The sequence below is a fragment of the Streptomyces sp. NPDC006997 genome, assembly GCF_040635175.1.
Taxonomy (GTDB): domain Bacteria; phylum Actinomycetota; class Actinomycetes; order Streptomycetales; family Streptomycetaceae; genus Streptomyces.
Genome location: NZ_JBEYHH010000020.1, coordinates 48828 through 68523 on the forward strand (window position 1 = coordinate 48828; position 19696 = coordinate 68523).

Genomic DNA, 19696 nt, shown 5'->3' on the forward strand with positions numbered 1-19696 from the left:
CAGTCCGGTCTCCTCCCCGGGGAACGGCGTCGCAGGGCCCAGATTTCCCCAAGACCCGGGCCCCGCGGACGTCCGATCCGTACGCTCGTGTCACCATTTCCGTACGGGGCCGAGGGGGGACCGGTGACCTACACCAGGGAGGAACGCGAGCGCCTCAGAGCCGCGTTGGAGGGCTGCCGGGCCGTGCTGGCGGCGGGCGGTCGGCCCTGCGGCGACAGCGCGCTCGCGACCGCCCTGGACTACAAGCCGGAGACCGTGCGGAAGTACATGCTCGGCGACCGGATGCCACCACCCCGCTTCGTGCGCGCCCTGGCGGAGTTCGCCGGAGTGAGCCCGGCGCGGGTGTTCGCGGACATCGGCTGGCTGCCCCACGGTGAGGCGCTGACGGCCGCCCCGTACGAACGGCCGCCCGAACTGGCGGCGGCGGTCTCCGCGATCAGCGGGGTGGAGGCGTTCGTACGGCGCCTGCCGCAGGCCAGGCTGCCCGCTCCGGTGCGCGCCGTCGCGGCGCTCTACGACGACCGCCGGGCGGCCGTGCGCTTCCGGGCGGGTCTGGCGCACCTCGTCTCCGGGGACGACTACCCGCTGCCCACGGCCCTGGTGAGCGAGTTCCGGCTCGCCGACGGCGCCGAGCCGCTGGCGTGGGAGGACCTGACGGAGCGCGCCCTGCGGGCGGGCTTCGCCGACCGGTTGCCGTACCGCCCCTCGGACGCGGACCCCGACGGCGCGCACGCCCGGGTCCGTGCCGAGCTGCAGATCACCGTCGGGGAGGCGCTGCGCGCCGCGGGGGAGTACAGCTGGCAGGGAGAGCCGGGCACCTCCCTGTGGGCCCCCGTCGCCGGGCGCTGGCCGGGGCACCTGCTGGTCCAGAACTGCCTCACCGACCTGTACCACCCCGCCGCCTCCCCCTGGCAGGGCGCCGACCGGCGGCCCCTGGTGGTGATCGGCGCCGTCTGGTCCGCCGCGTCCACCGCCGCCCTGGTCGCCGGGGCGCTCGGCTGGGAGTACGTGCCGGTCAGTTCGGCCACCGAGGTGCACAGCGGGCGGGTGGTCCAGGGCCACCCCCTCGACCGCCGGACCGGCCGACTGCGCGGCTGGGCCGTGACGGCACGCCATATGGAGGAGGTGCAGCGGCTCGGCCAGCCCTGGCCCGCGGTGGTCCTGGTCCGGCCGTACGTGTTCGCCGACGACCGGCACTACGGCCGCGTCATGCTGGACCTGCTGCGGGACACCCGCGCACGGGTGCTGTACGTCCGCCCGTCACCCCGCTACCTCGACTGGTGGGCGGCGCGCCGCGAACTCACGGCGGTCGACCGGACACCGACCGGGGCGTGGCGGGCCGGTATCGAGCGTGCCCTGGAACGTGTCGAGGAGGTCCTCGCCGCGCGACGCGGCGGCGCCGGGGGGCCGCAGGACGGCGACCTGCTGCTGTCGCTGCCCGACCCGCCGTCCGACCCGGCCCCGGCTGACCCCCGCCTCCCGGGCCGGCTGGTGGACGACCAGGTCCGGTGCGCCTGGCGGACCCTGGAGTGGCTCGACCAGACCGCCAACCGGGGACGGCGGTCCCTCTTCACGGAGCTGCGCCCCTCGCACCTGAGCGACCGAGCGGCCCAGGCGCGCCGTGACCTCTCCGCCGTCCGCCGGCTGTGACGGACCGTCAAGCCCTTCTGTGACAGGCGTCGTCGGGGTCCTCGGGGCCGATGACGTCAGAGCCGGTGTCGATCATGGTACGTCCCCCTTCAGGTCGTTGATCGAAAGGAACTTTAGGGGGCACGACGGACAAGCAGCCGGTAGATTGCACACGGATGCGGACAGTGCAACAAAGGTCGTCGCATGGGGGCGTTCTGTGGTAAACGCGGACCGCGGACGGCCGTACCGCGGTGTCACCCCGCCGACGGGCGGCGGCAGGCTCTCGGCGCGGCACCGCACGGCCTGGCTGTTACGGGTCAACCGGCTGTACGGCGCCTCTCCCGAATGGGCCACCCGGGCCTACGCGTTCGCCGCCGCCTTCCGCGGCGGGTGCTGGCCGGACCAGGCCGACCCGAGCAGGATCTCCCGGTGGGAGACCGCGGTCACCGAGGTCCCCTACCTCGCCGTGCGCCGCTACGAGGAACTCCTCGCGCTGCCGCCCGACCACCTCAGCAGCGCCGTCGACACCCTCAACCGCTATCTCTCGCCGGGCGCCCCGCTCGCGCGCCCGCCGCGGCACCTGGCCGCGCTCGGCCACCGGGTGGACGACCTGCTCGACGCGGTGACCGGCCACGACACCGTGACCGGCACCGACTGGGACGAGCTGACCGCCTACCTCGCGGCCCGCTCCAGCCTGCGGCTGCGCTCCAGCGACTGGTCGGCCGTCGCCCACCGCCTGCTCACCGAGACCGTGGTCTCCGACGGACGCGCCTGGCGGCAGCGCTTCGAGGCGTTCAACCGCCTGCTGGGACACCCCTCCGGCGCCCCCGCGGCCATCGCGGCGCTCGCCGACTGGGCCGCCGACCCGACCAACCAGGCCTACATCGAGACGGTCTGCCTGCTCGACGGCAGCGCCCACCCCGACGCGGCCCGGTCGGTCCTGGCCCAACTGGCGGACCCCACCAACGACGACGCCCGCTACGGCGCCCTGCTGGCCTGCGTCCGCAAGCTCAGGCACGGCCACTTCCGGCCCGACCAGGTCGGGCAGGTCGCCGGGTACGCGGCCGAACTGCTCCGGGAGACCGGCGCGCGCTTCCACGACACCCGCGTCCTCGCGGGCTCCGTCCTCGACCTGGCCCGCGCCCGCGATCCGGGCGGCCTGCCGCCGTCCCTGCGCGCCCGGGCGGGCGGCGCCGACGCCACGGGCCCACCACCGGAGAGCGTCGCGCCGGAGACCCGACGCCACCTCGCGGTGCTGGTCGCCCGGATCGCCGGTTCCGCCGTGTCGCTGCTGCCCCGGCAGACCGGGCGCTTCCACGACACGACCCTGCCGGTCCTGCTGGAGGAGGCGCTCACCGACCCGGTCTTCGACGTCCGCCTGCACGCCCTGCTGCTCCTGTACGCCACCCCCTACCGGGCGCCGCTCGCCACGGCCGTGGGCCGTGAGATCACCCGGCTGGGCTTCGGCCGGGACACCGAGGCCACCGTCCGGCTGTTCCACGCCCTGGGCATCCTCGGCGGACCCGCGGAGCGCCGCCAGGCCGAGCGCGTGGTGCTGCGCGGCGGGGTCCCGGCCGCCGTGGCGGACGCCGCCGCCCGCGCGCTCGCGCACACGGGCGGCCGCAGCGGCGACGACTTCTGGACCACGGCACTGTCCCTGCACGGCGCCGCCGCCCACGCGGGCAGCGACCTCAGCGTCCGCGTCCTGGGCGACCTGGTCTACGCCCTCGGCATCGGCGGCGACCGCCACTGGCTGCGCCTCCTCGCCGCCGACCCCCGCCTCCCGCCGGCCCTCCGCTCCCGGGCCCGCTGGTGGACCCACCTGCCCCCGTACGTCCCGGGGCCCCGGCGACCGGTCCGGCCGGGCGACCGCCCGGGGCCGACCTAGGATGGTCGGTCATGAGCAAGTCACCCGCCCGGATCCGGCTCGCGGACGCCGCCTTCGCCCTCTTCGACGAGCGGGGGTACGAGCAGACGACCGTCGACGACATCGCGGAACGGGCGGGGGTCGGGCGTACGACGTTCTTCCGGCACTACCGGTCCAAGGAAGCGGTGATCTTCCCCGACCACGACCGGATGCTGGAGCTGATCAAGGACCGGCTCGCGACGTCCAGCCACAGCACCGCGCTGGTCGCCGTCTCCGACGCGGTCCGCCTGGTGCTGCTGCACTACGTCGAGGAGGGCGACCTGGCCCGTCGGCGGTACGCGCTGACCAGCAAGGTCGCCGTGCTGCGGGACCGGGAGATCGCCAGCGTGGCCCGCTACCAGCGGCTGTTCCGGGAGTTCATCGCCGAGTGGATGGGGGACCCGACGGCCTCCGCCTCGCTGCGGGCGGAGCTGATGGCGGCTGCGGTCGTCGCCGCCCACAACCACGTGCTGCGGCGGTGGCTGCGGGACGAGTCCGCGGACCCGGTGCGGGAGGTCGACGAGGCGATGCGCGAGGTGCTCGCGCTGTTCCCGGGGCCCGCCGAACAGACGGCCACCCGGGACGGCGGCACCACCGTCGTCGCCTTCCGCAGCGGACAGGACCTCGACGCCCTGCTGCCGTCCCTGCGGCGGCTGATCGAGGGCACCCCCGGCCCCTGACTCAGACCCCGCTGACGTGGTCGTCCGTCACACCGTGCGGCGCCGCCTCCTCCGCCGGGCGCGGAGGGGAGTCGTCGACACGGTAGGACAACTGGTCGAGCACGCTGACGACACCGCCGAGACGGCTGGTCATGCCGACCGCCACGGCGGTGTCGCTGCGCCGCTCCAACTGGCCGGTGAGCGTGACCACGCCGTCCCGCACGGCGATGTCGACGGCCCGCGCGGGCACGCCGAGGGCGTCGGTCAGGACCTTCCGGCTGATCTCACGCCGGATGTCGTCGTCGGTGCTCAGGAACACCTGGAGCAGCTCACGGCGGGTGACCATGCCGACGAGCCGGTCCTCCTCGTCGACCACGGGCAGCCGTTTGACGCCGTGCTCGGCCATCAGCCGGGCGGCCTCGGGCACCGGGGCCTCGGCGTGGACGGTGACGGCGGGCGCCGACATCACCCCCGCGGCCGTCCCGCCGTCCGGGTCGCGCAGCACGAGGTCACGCTCGGCGACCACACCGACGACCCGGTCGTCCTCGTCGACCACCGGCAGACCGCTGACACGGTGGTCCCGGAGCCTGCGGACGACGTCCTGGAGCGGGGTGTCCCGGTCGGCCGTGACGACGTCGCCGACCATGACCGCGCCGATACTGGTGGCCTTCATCACTGTTCCTCCTCGACCGGTCGCGGACCTCGACAGCGGCCCTGATGGCGACCCCGCGCCGCTCGCGGGCTCCTCCACTCCAGGTTCCGCGGCGCGGCCCCCGGCGCACAGGGCTGAGCGGGCCCCGCGCCGGGCCGATGGGCCCAGACCCCTCCGGACCGACCGGCCCGCCGCGGAGCGACAGCGGTACGGACGACGCCTACCCGGCGAGCTGCATCGAGACGGACGACGACGACCAGGCCCGCGCCATCGCCCGCCGCTACCTCGCGCCGCTGCCGGACGCCTGACCGGGCGGCGCCTCGACCGGTCGCCTCTCGACCGGTTGCCCCTCGGCCTGCCGCGCCTCGACCGGTTGCCCCTCGGCCGGTGGCTGCTCGTCCGGGAGCGGGGTGAGCGGCCGGGACCGGGACCAGTGCGGGCCGAGGTCGTCCAAGGTCCAGCCGAAGGGGTAGCTGCGCGCCCTGGGCCGACGCGGCAGCCGCTCCGGGCGGGGCGGCAGCAGCCGTATCAGCCCGGCGCGGAGCCGCAGGGCGCGGTGGGTGGCGGTGCGCAGCCAGCGCGGCTGGCGGGGGAAGCCGAGCGCGGGGCCCGGTCGGTGAGCGTCAGCACCCGGAACGGCGGCCGGGCGCGGACCCCGAGTCCGAGCTGCGTGTCACCTTCGAAACTCTCTCCAAGCGGCGGCCGGAATTCCGCGCCGGAACCCCGGAAGAAGTCAAGGAATATTCCGTGCACATTCCCGTTGACTGATGTTCGCCCGTGATTCTCCGTGCACCCGTGCGCCCCCGCGCTCAGAGGATTCAACGCGCCGTACCCGGGTTGGACTGGGCAGAACAAGAATTCAAGCGTGTATCGGTGGCGGAACGCCGATTTCCGTGTGTCGACTGAGGCAGGGGGTGTCCGATGACCGATGCCGTGACCGAGCCGCAGCGAATATGGACAGTGGGTACGGCGCCAGGCATATTCCCGCTCGCCAGCCATGCTATTGCCTTGTTCCGTCGCCCGCTGGATTTCCTGAGTTCCCTTCCCGCGCGCGGTGATCTCGTCGAGATCCGGCTGGGCCCCGTCCGCGCCTGGATGGCCTGCCATCCGCACGTGGTCCGCCAGGTCCTCACGGACCCGCACACCTACGACAAGGGAGGCCCCCTCTTCGACCGGCTGCGCGCCCTGATGGGCGACGGCCTCGTCACCTGCCGCCAGGACGCCCACCGGCGCCAGCGCAGACTGGTCCAGCCCGCGTTCCGCCCCGCCCGTGTCGCCGGGCACACCCGGCTGACGGGACAGGAGGCACGGGCCCTGTCCCGCGCCTGGCGACCCGGCCAACGCGTCGACGTCACCGCGGAGATGATGGCGCTGACGACCCGGGCCACCAGCCGCCTGCTGTTCTCCGGCTCCCTGGACGCCGAGCGCTCCGCCACCGTGCGCGACTGCCTCGGCACCGTCACACGGGGCCTGTTCGTCCGCACGGTCGTGCCCTTCGACGCGCCCTTCAGAGTGCCCACCCCCGCCAACCGGCGCTACCGCGACGCCCTGGCCCGGCTGCACGCCCTCGTCGCCGAGATCGTCGCCGAACGCGGGCGCGGCGGCCCTCCGCACGACGACCTCCTGGCCACCCTGCTGGAGGCCGCTGGCGACACCGGCGGGCGCGTCGGGCCGCCGGGGGAGCGGGAGATCCACGACCAGCTCGTCACCCTGCTCCTCACCGGCGTCGAGACCACGGCGATGTGCCTGGCCTCCGCCTTCGCCCTCCTCGCCGACCACCCCGACGCCGAGCGACGGCTGCACGAGGAGGTCGACGACGTCCTCGCCGGTGGCCGGGCCCCGGACCACGCCGACCTGGCCCGGCTCGGCCACACCCGCCGCGTCACTGGGCCGATGGCCAGTCCCTCGGCTGGCTCTCCTCGTTCGCCTCCCGCACCGAGGACCTTCCGCTGCTGATCGTCGTCGCCTACCGGCCCGACGAACTGCCGCCCGAGGCCTCCCCGTTGCGGACACTGGTCGCCCGGCACGGGAACCGCCCGTACACCCTGGCGCCGCTCACCCGGGCCGGTGTGGCGCGGATCGTCCGGGAGCAGGTGGGAGAGGAGGCCGAGGACGCGTTCTGCGAGGAGTGCTGGGCGGCCACCAGCGGCAGCCCGTTCGAGGCCGTCGAACTGGCCATCAGACTCGGTGAGCGGAAGGCCAAGGGCACCGCCGGGGAACTGCCCGTGATGCGGGACCTCGCGGCGGCGGTCAAGGGACCCGGGCTCATCGAGCGGCTGGAGCAGCTCGGCACCGGCACCGTCCGTTTCGCGCAGGCCGCAGCCGTGCTCGGCGCGCACTTCGCTCCCGAACTCGCCGCCGCCATCGCGGTGATCGGCAGGGAGTCGGCGGCGGAGGCGACCGGGGAACTGCGCGCCGCCCGGATCCTGGCCGACGGCAACGCGCTCGGGGACGAGCTGGAGTTCGTGCACCCGCTGATCGCCACGACGATCTACCGCTCCATCCGCCCGTCGCTGCGCATCGGGCTGCACAACGCCGCCGCGGTGGCCGTCCGTGCCGCGGGTCTCGGGCCCACCGCCGCCGCCCGGCACCTGCTGGAGGTCCCCTGCGAGGGCAACTACGAGGCGGTCGCCTGTCTGCGGCAGGCCGCCCGTGAGTGCCTGCGCGCCGGAGCGCCCGAGGCCGCCCGCCGACTGCTCAGCCGGGCCCTGCAGGAACCGCCCGCTCCTGAGGAGCGCGTGGAGGTCCTGCACGAACTCGCCTGCTCCACCTTCCTGATCGAACCCACCGCCACCGTCGGACTGCTCAGGGAGGCGCTGGCAGAACCCGGCGTGGACCCCGACCTGCGCGCCGCCATCGTGTACCGGCTCGCCCAGGCGCTGGCCCACACGGACCGCATCGAGGAGGCCGCGACCGTCGCCGCGGAGGAGGCTCGGCAGGCGGCCAACGCCCGCGTCCGGCTGCGTATGCAGGCCGACCACTTCGTGTGGAGCATGTTCCGGGCCGACGAACCCGACTCGGCCGCCCGGTCCCGCAGGCTGGGCCGGCTGGCCGGACGGCTGACCGGCCGTGGTCTGGAGGAGCGCTACATCCTGGGGCTGTGGGCCTGGGACACCCTGGTGCGCGGCGAACCCCGCAGCTCCGTCCTCGCCTGCGCCGAGGAAGCCCTGAACGGCGGCATGAGCTGGACCGCGGAGAACCGCGGCTTCGAGATCCCGGTCTCCCTCGCTCTGATCTTCATGTACGGCGACCAGCCACGCCGTGCCGAGGAACTGTTCACCCAGGGCATGGCCGAGTGCGAGCGCACGGGCTGGCGCGGCTCCCATCTGGCCGTCGGCCAGACCCTGTTCGGGTACATCCGCTTCCGCCGGGGGTGTCTGGCCGACGCGGAGCACTGGGCCCGCGAGGGCCTCCAGACCGCCGACCGCGTCAAAGGCGCCGTCCCCGCCCAGTGGTTCGCCGTCGGAGTCCTCATCAAGACGCTGCTCGCCCGCGGCCGGACCGCCGACGCGCGGCGGCTCGCGGACTCCTACCGGTACGGCGGGGTCGTGCCGAACGCCGTCATCTACCCCGATCCGCGCACCGTCTACGCCGAGTTGCTCATCGCCGAGGGGCGGAGCGCGCAGGCGCAGCGGCTGCTGACGGAGGTGGGGGAGCGGCTGGACGCCCGGGGCTGGCGCAACCCCGGGTGGTGCTCCTGGCGCCAGGACCTCGCGGACGCGCTCGCCCCGACCGACCCGGCGCGGGCGGTCCGGCTCGCGCGGGACGCCGTCAAGCGGGCCCGGGACTTCGGCGCCGCGTCGGTGATCGGGCAGGCGCTGCACACCGAGGCCCGGGTGACCGGGGGACCGGCCGCGCTGGAGCTGTACGAAGGGGCCGTGGAGCAGTTGCTGAAGTCACCGGCCGCCTACGAACTGGCCCGCGCGCTGGTCGGACACGGCGCCGCGCTGTCCCGGACCGGCCGGGTGCAGGAGGCCGCCGACCGGCTGTACCAGGGCCTGGAGGCCGCCGTGCACTGCGGTGCCGAGGCACTGGCGACGCGGGCGCGCGGCGAGCTGGCCGCGGCCGGACTGCGACCGCTGCCGCTGCGCTACCCGCAGACCGACACCCTCACCGCGCAGGAGCGCGAGGCCGCCGAGCGGACGGCGCTGGGCCAGGCGCCGGCCGTGGTCGCGAAGGACCTGCGCCTGACCGAGCAGGGCGTACGGCAGCTGCTGTCGGCCGTGTACCGGAAGATCGGCACCGACCTCAGCGGCCTCGCCCGGGCCCTGGAGACGTTCCCCCGCCCTCGGGAGTGAGGCACCGCCGCGCGGGTGCTCAGGGCGCGCCGATCGTCCCGGTGCGGGTGAGCAGCCGGTGCAGCAGGTGGGAGGCGGTGATCACGCCGAGCAGTCGCGGGCCGTCCTTCGTCCGCTCCGCCACCGCCACCACCGGGCTGTGCACCCGTGCCATCAGCGCGGCCACCTCCAGGGCGGTGTCGTCGGGGTCGGCGACCGGCGGTGGCGCCGCCCTGCCGGGCAGGCAGTCGCCGACCCGGCGGCCCACCAGCGCCAGGCAGAGCCGGTCGGCGTGCGCCTCGTCGACCACGGCGGCGAGGGCGGGGTCCTCCACGACGTAGTTCGGCACCAGCAACTTGATCATCTCGGCGGCGGGCAGGACCGCCTTCGGGGCGCCGCGCCGGTCCAGCACCAGCAGCCCGGGCAGGCTGTGCTCGGCCATCAGCCGGGCCGCCGCCAGCGCGTCGCTGTCGACGTCCACCGTCTCGTAGTCGACGGCCAGTTCACGGGCACGCATGGCGACCTCCTCGTCGGCCCTCAGCGGGCGGCACAGCCAACGGCGTAGCTCTCCGTACCCAGCGTCGTACACCGCCGGGCGCCCGGCCAGGGCACGGACCACCCGTGTTCCGGAGGGCGCCCGCCCGGGTGCCGGGGGCGGTGCCGTTCGGGGCGGGCGGGAGCACACTGGAAGGGTGCCGTCGGGTGCTCACAAGGGGGTGTCGGCCGATGCCTGCGTCGCGGCGAGCCAGGGGGGTGCGGCTGTGGCGATGGCGGCGCAGCCCGCTCAAGCGGCGCTGCGACGTCGTCGAAGCCTGGGTCGTGCTGCTCGGCTGGGTCCTCGCGCTGCTCGGCGGCGCGCTCGCGGGCATGGCGGCGGCGCACGGCGTGGAGCGGGCGGCCGACGCGCAGCGCGCCGAGCGGCAGCGGGTGACGGCGGAACTCGTCGAGGACGCGGGCGACCAGATGCCGTCCCGGCTGCCGTCCGACTACCGGGTCTGGGCGACGGTCCGCTGGACCGGACCCGACGGCGTCACGCACACGGACGAGGCGCGGGTACCGGCGAGGTCCTCGGCCGGGAGCGCGGTCACCGTGTGGGCCGACCGGAGCGGCGAGGTCGTACCCGAGCCGTTGAGCGCGGGCGAGGCCCGGATGCACATGGCGGCGGGCGGGGTGCTGACGGCGCTGGGGACCGGGGGAGCGGTGCTGGCGGCCGTGTGGCTGGTGCGGCTCGGTCTGGACCGGCAGCGGATGGCGCGGTGGGAGGCGGACTGGGAGCGGTTCGACAGCCCGCGCGGCTGGAAGACCGGCTGACGCGGGTGCCGTGCCGGGAGCCCGGCACGGCACCGCGGAGGCGTCAGGCGAGGGCGAAGTAGCGCAGCCAGACGTACAGGGCCGCGAGTCCCACCGTGACGACGGTGACGACCAGGCCGTACTTGGTGAACTGCCAGAAGGAGATCGGCTGGCGGCTGCGTTCGGCGATGCCGAGGACGACGACGTTGGCGCTGGCGCCGATCGCGGTGGCGTTGCCGCCGAGGTCCGCGCCGATGGCCAGGGCCCACCACATCACGTGGTCCCCGCCGCCGCCCATGGAGTCGACCAGGTCGCTGGTGATGGGGGCCATCGTGGCGACGTACGGGATGTTGTCGACGATGCCGGACAGCGCGGCCGAGGCGCCGAGCAGCAGCATCGAGCCGCCGAGTTCGTTGTCGCCGATGGCGTCCGCGAGGGCGGTGGAGATCTCGCCGATGACGCCGGTCTCGATGAGGCCGCCGATCATGATGAAGAGTCCGGCGAAGAAGGCGAGGGTGGGCCACTCCACCTCGCGCAGGACCTCCCCGGTCTCCGCGGTGGAGATCGCCACGAGCAGTCCGGCGCCGAGCAGGGCGACGACGCTGGGCTCGTAGTGCAGCACCGGGTGCAGCACGAACCCGGCGACCACCAGGCCCAGGACGACCAGGCCCTGGACCAGGAGCCGGGGGTCGCGGATGGCCTCGCGCTCCTCCAGCGCCATGACCTCGGCGGCGCGCTTCTCGTCGTACTGGAACGAGCTGCGGAACAGGAAGCGGCACAGGGCGATCAGGACCAGGACGAGCACCGCGGAGAGCGGGGCCATGTGCACCAGGAAGTCGTTGAAGGTCAGGCCCGCCCGGCTGGCGATGATGATGTTGGGCGGGTCGCCGACGAGGGTCGCGGCGCCGCCGATGTTCGAGGCCAGCACCTCGGCGATCAGGAACGGGGCCGCGGGCAGCGCCAGGCGCTCGCAGACGAGCAGGGTCACCGGCGCGACGAGGAGGACGGTGGTGACGTTGTCGAGCAGGGCGGAGGCCAGCGCGGTGATGACGACCAGCATCACCATCACCCGGAACGGTTTGGCGCGGGCCCGCTTCACCGACCAGATCGCCAGGTACTCGAACATGCCGGTCTTCTTCAGCACCCCGACGATCATCATCATGCCCAGGAGCAGGAAGATGACGTTCCAGTCGATACCGGAGTGCTCGGAGTAGAAGGCGGACTTGTCGTCGGTCGCCCCGATGGCCAGCATCAGCGACGCGCCGCCGAGGGCCGCCGCCACCCGGTGGATCTTCTCGCTGATGATCAGGGCGTAGGCGCCGACGAAGACGGCGATCGCCGCCCAACTGTGCCAGTCGTTCACGATTCTCCGACGTGTCGTGTCCTCGGGCGGCGGCCGGATCGGCCACCGCCCGTCCGTACGGGGCTGGTGCGGAAGGGTCAGGCGCCGACCCGTGCGCCCTGGTTGGCCTTGTCGTCCGGGGCGGTGCGGGGCTCCTCGTCGCCGCCGTCCACCCCGGCCAGGTCCTCGACGTCGAAGAGGCGGGCGATCGGGACGTCCGTGGAGCTGTGCGCGATGATCGAGAAGGCGATGCAGACGGCGATCAGCGTGAACGCCTCCTCGCCCCGCGGGATACCGGCCTGGAGCACCAGCAGCCCGTACACCACCGAGGCGAAGCCCTTCGGCCCGAACCACGCCGCGACCAGCTTCTCCCGCCGGGTGAAGCGGGTGCCGAGCAGCGACAGCAGCAGCGACGCGGGCCGGATCAGCACGATGGCGAGGACCACCGCGACATAGCCGCCGAAGGACAGGTCACCGAAGAGCGACGGCGTCAGCAGCGCCCCGAACACCAGCAGCGCCGCGAACTTGGCCAGCTCCGCCAGCGCCTCACCGAGCGGCTCGAACGCCTCCTTCGCCTCCGGCGAGTAGGCGGTGAGCACCGCGCCCGCCGAGAACGCCGCCAGGTAGGGGTTGGCGTGCGTCAGGTGGCAGGCCGCGTACAGGGTCACGCCGACGGCCAGCGGCAGCAGCGGCTGGAGCTTGGGTTCGGCGCCCAGCAGCCGGAACCGCACCAGCGCGACGACGGCCAACGGCAGGACCACACCGAAGACCAGGCCGAGCACCAGTTCCAGCAGGATCGTCGGCAGGTCGGCCTCCACGTGCCCGCTGGTCGGCCCGGCCGCGGCGATGAAGACGAGCACCACCGGCAGGGCGAGCCCGTCGTTGATGCCGCTCTCCACGTTCAGCAACTGACGCAGCTTCGCCGGGACCTCCTTGCGCCCGACGATCGCCGAGGCGAACACCGGGTCGGTGGGCGCGAGGACCGCGCCGACCAGGAACGACGTCGTCCAGTCCAGGCCCACCAGGAAGTGCGTGATCAGCGCCATGCCGACGAACGCGATCGGCATCCCGAGCCCCAGCGCCCGCGCCGGGTTCTTCCAGTTCTCCCGCAGCTTGGGGAACGAGACGTGCATCCCGTCGGTGAACAGCACCGCGAACAGCGCCAGGTCCGCCGTGACGGAGACGATCTCGCTCTCCGGCGTGATGTGGATCAGCCCGAGGAACCCGTCGCTGACCAGCGCGCCGCCGACGAGGAAGAGGAACGACGTGGACAGGACGGTCCGGGCGGCCAGCCCGGACAACAGCACCGCGATGAGCAGCGCCACCCCGAAGACCACGACGAGCACCATGGTGTACCCCCGATCGGCAAAGAGACTTCTGTCAAGACGCCGACCAGGCTTCCCGGCACACCGCTGGGAACCCTACACGGTCCTTACGCGGCATTGACAGGGGTCCCACGAGCACTCTGAGCCCACCCTCGCTGCCGGATCCCGGCATGGTGCCGGGGCCGGGTCCTGCCGTGCCGGGGTCTGACCGCCCCGGTGTGCGGGGCGGCATCCTGCCGCCATGGTCAGTGCGCGACACACGGTGCTCGTCGAGGCCGTCCCCCGGTCCTGGGCCCTGGCGGCCCTCGCCCTCCTCGACGACCTGGCGCGGGACAGCCGTGCCGAGGCCGGTCGGGTGCTCCTGCCGGACGGCACCGCCGTCCCGGACGTCCGCCTGGTGACGGGGCGGCACCTGCGGCCCGGCGCGGTGTACGTCGCCTCCGCCTCCGCCTCCGACGCCGCCTCCGACGCCGACGCCTCCGCGCGCGTCACCATCCGGCAGTGGGACCGGCGGGGCGGGGTGCGGCTCGGCCTCGACGCGGGCGGATCCGACGGCACCCTCCGGATGGAGGGCGTGCTGCGCGGCCTGGACCGGCCGCGGCTGGTCGAGGTCACGGGGGAGGCGGCGGGCAGCGGCCGTTGGCCGTCGCTGCGGCGGGTGCGGGGCCGGGCCCGGCTGCGGCCGGAGGACTGGTGGACGGCGTTCGACCACGAGCGCGCCCCGCGCGCCGCCCCCGCACGCGTCCGCCTCGACCACCGGCTGGGCCGCGCGGAGGCGCGGGCCGAGCCCGTCCGCCGTGCCGACGACGGCCGCTGGGAGGTCCGGGTCACCGTCTCCGTGCGCGGTCGCGGCCCGCTGCGGCCCCTGACCGCCGTCGCCCTGCGCCTCGTCGCGGCGCGGATACGGCGGTCCGTCGTCCGCGGTCTGGACGACGCGGCCCGGCAGTGGAACGAACAGGTGCCCCCACTCGTCGCCGCGGACCCGTCGGCACCGCGGCGGAAGCGCGCCTGACGCCCCGTGAGCGGCTGACCGGCATCCAAAAGCGAGGGAACACTGCCGGGAACCGGCAATGCGCGAGGGCCTCCTGGGCGGTCAGCATGGGCCGCGGCACACATGGCGGTCGGCGCCGATGCCGTACACCGGCAGCACGGGAGAGGGGGTGCGGACCATGGAGACGTTCCTGGAAGCCGCCACGGGCCTGCCCACCCTGCCGCTGACGGCCGCCCTGGTCGTCGTCGGCGTCTTCTGGCTGCTGGCCGCCCTGCGCCTGACCACCGTGGACGCCTTCGACGCGGACGCGGACCTGCGCGCCTGGGGCCTGGACGGGGTACCGGTCGCCGTCGCCTTCTCCCTGCTGACGGTGGTCGCCTGGGGCGTCTCCGTCGGCGCCGCCGCCCTGCTCGCCCACCTCGTGCCCACCGGCGCCCCGGCGGGCGCGCTGCGGCTGGTGACGACGGCCGGCGCGCTGCTCGTCGCCTGGCGGACGACACGGCGGATGGTACGGCTGACGGACCGCCACCGACGCGCCCCCCGGCGACGGCCCGGACGGTCGGCGTCACCGCCCCGGCCCACCGACGGCCCGACCGGCGCGCGCCCCCACCCCCGCCGCGCCGCCTGACCGCGCCCCGCACCGCCGTCCCGGCACACCGCTGCCGCCACCACCCGGCCCCGCCCCGGCACCGACCGAGCGGCCCGGCTCCCCCCTGACCTCCTGAGAGGGACCCGCATGACAACCGGCCTGGACACCGGCTCCTACGAGGTGCTGCGCGACCGGCTCGCCGCACAGGCCCGGGAACTGGCCCGGCGCGCCGAGCAGCTGAACGCCCGCCGGATCGAGGAGTTCGGCGCCACCCGCCTCGAACTCACCGGCACCGAGCGGCTCCGCACCGAGCAGCCCTGTGCGCCCCGCGACGTCGTCGCGATCGGCGGGCACCTGCTGCTCGGCCGCAACACCTCCCCCGCCCACACCGGCGAGCCCGCCGTGGCCGACGTCCTCGGCCTGTACGACCGCGACCTGGACCCGCTGCCCGACAGCGCCGTCCCCGGACTCCTCGACGACCCCACCTTCGTCCGCGAGTTCGCCGCCCTGCACCGCTACTACCGGCAGGCCCGGCTGCTCCAGCTGCGCCGCGTCGAGGGCAGACTGCTGGCCGTCTTCCAGACCGGCGAGAAGGCCGCCGACATCCGCGTCCTGCGCTGGGCGGTCGCCGACGACGACAGCGTCGCCTTCCTCGACGCCCGCGGCGAACGCGACCACGTCCTGCCCGCCGCCCAGGACGTCGAGTGGACCGCCACCACCCGTGAGGACCACGTCCTCGGCCGCCACCCCCACGTCCGCGTCCAGGACGGGATCTACGTCGACACGCTCGGCGGCACCCTCACCGTCAAGACCGACGACGACACCGAGACCGGCGAGGGCGTCTACGCCGAACCCGTCGACGAGCCCCTCCAGTCCCTCGCGGACGCCGACATCGCGCACGCCCGCGTGGGCCCGCTGATCCTGCTGCGGATCCGCCCCTACAAGGAGACCGCCGACCGCCACCTGGTCCTCAACACCCTCACCAGGACCGTCGTCCGCCTCGACGGCATCGGACGGGCCTGCCGCCGCCTCCCCGAGGACCAGGGCATCGTCTTCCCCGGCGGCTACTGCCTGGCCAGCGGCGCCCACAAGACCTACGACGTCGACACCGACGGCCTGGAGTTCGAGCGCGAGGTGCGCTCACCCAACGGCGAGGACGTGCTGTACGCGTTCCACGCGCGCGTGCCCGGCCGCAGTCTCCTGCTGCCGTACAACATGATCCGCAAGTCGGTCGCCACCCCGCTGACCTGCCACGGCTGGGCGCTGTTCGACGACGGCACGCTGATGGTGCTGCGCGCCGCGGGCGACGAGCCCGCACGGGTGCACCCGCTCCAGGTGTGGCGCTCCCCGTACGTCTCCGACACCCACGCCGCCGCCGCGCCCACCGCCGCCGGACCGCTCGCCCGGGTCGGCAACGCCGACCTGGTCCGCGGCATCTCCGACTGCCTGTCCCTCACCCGCGCCGCCGGGGACACCAGCCCCACGGCCGAGAGGTACGAGGCGCTCCTCACCGCCTGCGCCCGCGCGACCGACGCCCACCACTGGCTCGGCGACCCCGAACTCGGCGACCTGCGCGCGCCGCTGGGCGAGCTGCGGGCCACCGCCGAGCAGGCGCTCGCCGAGTTCGAGACCGTCCGCACGCTCACCCGGCGGGCCGCCGACGCCCTCGACGAGGCCGACGCGCGGATCGCCGCCGTGGTGCGCCGACTGCGCGCTGAGGCACCCCGTGAGGCCGCCGCCTGGGTGACCGGTCTCACCGAACTGCGGCACGCCCTCGGCCACCTGCTCACCTGCAAGGAGATGCGGTACGCCGACACCGCCCGGATCGACGCGCTGGCCGGGGCCGCGGAGACGGACCTCGCCGCCTTCGGCCGCCGCGCCGTGGCCTTCCTCGCCCGCGACGACGCCTTCGACGACCAGCACCGGGACGTCGAACAGCTCGTCGCCGACGCCGAGGCCCTCACCACCGCCGCCGACGCCGCGCCCGTCGCCGCCCGCCTCGACCAACTGGCCGACTCACTGCGCACGGTCACCGAGGTCGTCGGCGGCCTCGACATCGCGGACACCACCGTCCGCACCGCCGTCCTGGAGCGCGTCGCCGAGGGCCTCGGCGGCGTCAACCGCGCCCGCGCCACCCTCGACGCCCGCCGCCGCGCCCTCCTCGACCACGAGGGCCGCGCCGCCTTCGGCGCCGAGTTCGCCCTGCTCGGCCAGGCGGTCACCGGAGCGCTGCAGGCCGCCGACAGCCCCGAGGAGTGCGACGCCCAGCTCGCCCGGCTGCTCGTCCAGATCGAGGACCTGGAGTCCCGCTTCGCGGAGTTCGACGACTTCCTCACCCAGCTCACCGACCAGCGCGCCGAGGTCTACGAGGCGTTCTCCGCCCGCAAGCAGTCCCTCGCCGACGCCCGCGCCCGCCGCGCCGACCAGCTCGCCGCCGCCGCGGACCGCGTCCTGCAGACCGTCACCCGCCGCGCCGCCACCCTGCCCGACGCGGACGCGGTCGCCGCCTACTTCACCTCCGACCCGATGCCCGCCAAGGTCCGCCGCACCGCCGACGCCCTGCGCGCAGCCGGGGACCAGGTCCGCGCCGAGGAACTCGACGGCCGCCTCAAGGCCGCCCGGCAGGAGGCCGTACGCGCCCTGCGCGACCGCACCGACCTGTACGCCGACGACGGCCGCACCCTCCGCCTGGGCCGCCACCGCTTCGCCGTCAACACCCAGCCCTTCGACCTCACCCTGGTCCCGCACGGCGACGGCCTCGCGTTCGCGGTCACCGGCACCGACTACCGCGCCCCGGTCACCGAGGCGGCCTTCCCCGGCCTCGCCGCCACCCGCCCCTACCGGGACCGCCACCTGCCCTCGGAGTCGCCGGAGGTGTACCGCGCCGAACACCTCGCCGCCCGGCTGCTCGCCGCACACGGGCCCGCCGCCCTCGCCGCCCACGACGACCTGCCCGCCCTGGTCCGCGACGCGGCGCGGGAGGCGTACGACGAGGGCTACGAGCGCGGCGTCCACGACCACGACGCCACCGCCATCCTCACCGCCGTCCTCCGCCTGTACGACGGTGCCGGGGCGCTGCGCCACCAGCCCGCCGCCCGCGCCGCCGCCCAGCTGTTCTGGGCGCACGGCACGACGGACGGGTCCCGCGCGCACTGGCGGCGCCGCGCCGTCTCCCTCGCCCGCGCCCGCGACACCTTCGGCCCCACCCCCGCGATCGACGGACTGCGCGCCGAACTCACCGCCGCCATCGCCGACTTCGGCATGGGCCCCGGCGCGCCCGAGCCCGCCGCCGACTACCTCTTCGACGAGCTGACCAGCGGCCCCGAGGGCTTCGTCCTCGCCGCCGCCACCCGCACCCTGCTCGACAAGTTCCGCCGCACGACGGGCTCCCCGGCCTACGACGACGACCTCGCCGCCCTCGACGACCTCACCGCCCGCCACCAGCTGGCCGAGGCGTGGCTCAGCTCCTACGCCACCGCCACCGGCACCCCGCTCACCCCCGGCGACCTGGCCGAGGCCGTCGCCGCCGAACTCTGCCCCGACCTGCCCCGCCACACCGGCGAGGCACCCCTGACCGCCACCGTGACCGGCCTGCTCGGCAGCCACCCCCGGCTCACCGGCCGTACCCTGACCGTCCGCGTCGACGAGTTCCTCGCCCGCACCCGCGCCTTCCGCGAACGGGACACCCCCGCCTTCCGCGCCCACCAGCGCCGCCGTACCGAACTCGTCGCCGCCGAACGCGCCCGGCTGCGCCTCGACGAGCTGCGCCCGCGCGTGATGTCGTCGTTCGTCCGCGGCCGACTCGTCGACGAGGTCTACCTCCCGCTCATCGGGGACAACCTCGCCAAACAGCTCGGCTCCACCGGCGCCGACAAGCGCACCGACACCGGCGGCCTGCTCCTGCTGCTCTCCCCGCCGGGCTACGGCAAGACGACGCTCATGGAGTACGTCGCCGACCGGCTGGGCCTGGTCCTGGTCAAGGTCAGCGGACCCGCGCTCGGCCACACCGTCACCTCCCTCGACCCGGCCGAGGCGCCCGACGCCACCGCACGCCAGGAGGTCGAGAAGATCAACTTCGCGCTGGCGGCGGGCAACAACACCCTCCTCTACCTCGACGACATCCAGCACACCTCCCCCGAGCTGCTGCAGAAGTTCATCCCGCTGTGCGACGCCACCCGTCGGATCGAGGGCGTCTGGGAGGGCGCGCCCCGCACCTACGACCTGCGTGGCAAGCGGTTCGCCGTCTGCATGGCGGGCAACCCCTACACCGAGTCGGGCAGCCGGTTCCGGGTGCCCGACATGCTCGCCAACCGCGCCGACGTGTGGAACCTCGGCGACGTGCTCTCCGGCAAGGCCGACACCTTCTCCGTCAGCTTCATCGAGAACGCGCTGACCGCCAACCCGGTCCTCGCGCCGCTGGCCGGACGGGACCGCGCCGACCTCGACCTGCTGATCCGGCTCGCCGAGGGCGACCCGGCGGCCCGCGCCGACCGGCTCACCCACCCCTACGCCCCGGCCGAGCTGGAACAGGTCCTCGCTGTGCTGCGCCACCTGCTCACCGCCCGCGAGACCGTCCTCGCCGTGAACGCGGCGTACATCGCCTCCGCCGCGCAGTCCGACGAGGCCCGCACCGAGCCGCCGTTCCGGCTCCAGGGCTCCTACCGCAACATGAACAAGATCGCCCAGCGTGTCCAGCCGGTCATGAACGACGCCGAACTGGCCGCCGTACTCGACGACCACTACACCGCCGAGGCCCAGACCCTCACCACCGGCGCGGAGGCCAACCTGCTGAAACTGGCCGAGCTGCGCGGCACCCTCACGCCCGAGTGGGCGCAGCGGTGGGCGGAGCTGAAGGCCGCGCACGTCCGTGCCCGGGCGCTCGGCGGTGCCGAGGACGAGCCCCTCACCAGGGCCGTCGCCGCGCTGGGGCTGCTGGCCGACCGGATCGCCGCGGTCGAGTCCGCCATCACCCGCGCCACCGACCCCCGCGAGGCGCTGCGGCGCCGGGAGCGGTGACGCTCGTGCGGCCGACCCGG

The 19696-nt window shown here is 74.8% G+C and carries 14 protein-coding genes and 1 pseudogene; 10 read left to right on the forward strand and 5 right to left on the reverse strand.

The window, feature by feature from the left end; genetic code table 11:
• The first annotated feature begins 123 nt into the window (after nucleotides 1-123).
• The 3 genes from ABZ659_RS21040 to ABZ659_RS21050 all read left to right on the forward strand — a co-directional run bounded on the left by ABZ659_RS21040 (nucleotide 124) and on the right by ABZ659_RS21050 (nucleotide 4215).
• Nucleotides 124-1650, forward strand: a complete 1527-nt coding sequence (locus ABZ659_RS21040; protein ID WP_360222038.1) for a hypothetical protein — start codon at nucleotides 124-126, stop codon at nucleotides 1648-1650.
• Between the two features lie 196 nt (nucleotides 1651-1846).
• Complete coding sequence (locus tag ABZ659_RS21045) at nucleotides 1847-3517, forward strand: XRE family transcriptional regulator (RefSeq protein ID WP_360222041.1); 1671 nt, start codon at nucleotides 1847-1849, stop codon at nucleotides 3515-3517.
• 11 nt (nucleotides 3518-3528) lie between these two features.
• Nucleotides 3529-4215: a helix-turn-helix domain-containing protein gene (locus ABZ659_RS21050; RefSeq protein WP_360222044.1), complete on the forward strand. Its 687-nt coding sequence runs from the start codon at nucleotides 3529-3531 to the stop codon at nucleotides 4213-4215.
• A 1-nt stretch (nucleotide 4216) separates the two neighbouring features.
• Here the strand turns inward: ABZ659_RS21050 and ABZ659_RS21055 are convergent, their stop codons facing one another.
• On the reverse strand, nucleotides 4217-4867 hold the full coding sequence (locus ABZ659_RS21055) for a CBS domain-containing protein (RefSeq protein ID WP_360222047.1): 651 nt from the start codon (nucleotides 4865-4867) through the stop codon (nucleotides 4217-4219).
• 137 nt (nucleotides 4868-5004) lie between these two features.
• On the opposite strand from ABZ659_RS21055, the gene ABZ659_RS21060 reads away from it, so the two are divergent.
• Nucleotides 5005-5154 carry a hypothetical protein gene (locus ABZ659_RS21060; RefSeq protein WP_360222050.1) on the forward strand — a complete coding sequence of 50 codons (150 nt, stop codon included), beginning with the start codon at nucleotides 5005-5007 and terminating at the stop codon, nucleotides 5152-5154.
• Here ABZ659_RS21060 and ABZ659_RS21065 read toward each other — a convergent pair.
• A pseudogene (locus tag ABZ659_RS21065) lies at nucleotides 5127-5450 on the reverse strand (DUF2236 domain-containing protein); the annotation flags it as partial. The gene ABZ659_RS21060 and the pseudogene ABZ659_RS21065 overlap by 28 nt on opposite strands.
• Before the next feature lie 404 nt (nucleotides 5451-5854).
• Here ABZ659_RS21065 and ABZ659_RS21070 point away from each other — a divergent pair.
• Nucleotides 5855-6802, forward strand: a complete 948-nt coding sequence (locus ABZ659_RS21070) for a cytochrome P450 (RefSeq protein WP_360222053.1) — start codon at nucleotides 5855-5857, stop codon at nucleotides 6800-6802.
• A 47-nt stretch (nucleotides 6803-6849) separates the two neighbouring features.
• Nucleotides 6850-9144 (forward strand): ATP-binding protein, encoded by a 2295-nt coding sequence (locus tag ABZ659_RS21075; RefSeq protein ID WP_360222056.1) that lies wholly within the window; start codon nucleotides 6850-6852, stop codon nucleotides 9142-9144.
• Nucleotides 9145-9163: 19 nt separating this feature from the next.
• Here ABZ659_RS21075 and ABZ659_RS21080 read toward each other — a convergent pair whose 3' ends face one another.
• Nucleotides 9164-9640, reverse strand: a complete 477-nt coding sequence (locus tag ABZ659_RS21080; protein WP_360222059.1) for a CBS domain-containing protein — start codon at nucleotides 9638-9640, stop codon at nucleotides 9164-9166.
• A 209-nt stretch (nucleotides 9641-9849) separates the two neighbouring features.
• Between ABZ659_RS21080 and ABZ659_RS21085 the strand changes: the two genes are divergently transcribed.
• A complete protein-coding gene (locus ABZ659_RS21085) occupies nucleotides 9850-10434 on the forward strand; it encodes a hypothetical protein (protein WP_360222062.1) in 585 nt (194 codons plus the stop codon).
• A 43-nt stretch (nucleotides 10435-10477) separates the two neighbouring features.
• On the opposite strand, the gene ABZ659_RS21090 is transcribed toward ABZ659_RS21085, so the two are convergent.
• Nucleotides 10478-11776 (reverse strand): ArsB/NhaD family transporter, encoded by a 1299-nt coding sequence (locus tag ABZ659_RS21090; RefSeq protein ID WP_360222065.1) that lies wholly within the window; start codon nucleotides 11774-11776, stop codon nucleotides 10478-10480.
• A 77-nt stretch (nucleotides 11777-11853) separates the two neighbouring features.
• Nucleotides 11854-13104 carry a cation:proton antiporter gene (locus tag ABZ659_RS21095; RefSeq protein WP_360222068.1) on the reverse strand — a complete coding sequence of 417 codons (1251 nt, stop codon included), beginning with the start codon at nucleotides 13102-13104 and terminating at the stop codon, nucleotides 11854-11856.
• 217 nt (nucleotides 13105-13321) lie between these two features.
• Between ABZ659_RS21095 and ABZ659_RS21100 the strand changes: the two genes are divergently transcribed.
• The 3 genes from ABZ659_RS21100 (at nucleotide 13322) to ABZ659_RS21110 (ending at nucleotide 19676) form a co-directional block, all read left to right on the forward strand.
• A complete protein-coding gene (locus ABZ659_RS21100) occupies nucleotides 13322-14092 on the forward strand; it encodes a hypothetical protein (RefSeq protein ID WP_360222071.1) in 771 nt (256 codons plus the stop codon).
• 157 nt (nucleotides 14093-14249) lie between these two features.
• Nucleotides 14250-14699: a hypothetical protein gene (locus tag ABZ659_RS21105; protein WP_360222074.1), complete on the forward strand. Its 450-nt coding sequence runs from the start codon at nucleotides 14250-14252 to the stop codon at nucleotides 14697-14699.
• Nucleotides 14700-14807: 108 nt separating this feature from the next.
• Nucleotides 14808-19676 carry a DNA repair ATPase gene (locus ABZ659_RS21110; protein WP_360222077.1) on the forward strand — a complete coding sequence of 1623 codons (4869 nt, stop codon included), beginning with the start codon at nucleotides 14808-14810 and terminating at the stop codon, nucleotides 19674-19676.
• Nucleotides 19677-19696 lie beyond the last annotated feature (20 nt).

Excerpts from the sequence above, each read along its gene's own strand:
- ABZ659_RS21050 (WP_360222044.1), top strand. The coding sequence starts at position 3,529 with ATGAGCAAGTCACCCGCCCGGATCCGGCTCGCGGACGCCGCCTTCGCC.
- ABZ659_RS21055 (WP_360222047.1), bottom strand. The coding sequence starts at position 4,867 with ATGAAGGCCACCAGTATCGGCGCGGTCATGGTCGGCGACGTCGTCACG.
- ABZ659_RS21060 (WP_360222050.1), top strand. The coding sequence starts at position 5,005 with ATGGGCCCAGACCCCTCCGGACCGACCGGCCCGCCGCGGAGCGACAGC.
- ABZ659_RS21080 (WP_360222059.1), bottom strand. The coding sequence starts at position 9,640 with ATGCGTGCCCGTGAACTGGCCGTCGACTACGAGACGGTGGACGTCGAC.
- ABZ659_RS21085 (WP_360222062.1), top strand. The coding sequence starts at position 9,850 with ATGCCTGCGTCGCGGCGAGCCAGGGGGGTGCGGCTGTGGCGATGGCGG.
- ABZ659_RS21095 (WP_360222068.1), bottom strand. The coding sequence starts at position 13,104 with ATGGTGCTCGTCGTGGTCTTCGGGGTGGCGCTGCTCATCGCGGTGCTG.
- ABZ659_RS21100 (WP_360222071.1), top strand. The coding sequence starts at position 13,322 with ATGGTCAGTGCGCGACACACGGTGCTCGTCGAGGCCGTCCCCCGGTCC.
- ABZ659_RS21105 (WP_360222074.1), top strand. The coding sequence starts at position 14,250 with ATGGAGACGTTCCTGGAAGCCGCCACGGGCCTGCCCACCCTGCCGCTG.
- ABZ659_RS21110 (WP_360222077.1), top strand. The coding sequence starts at position 14,808 with ATGACAACCGGCCTGGACACCGGCTCCTACGAGGTGCTGCGCGACCGG.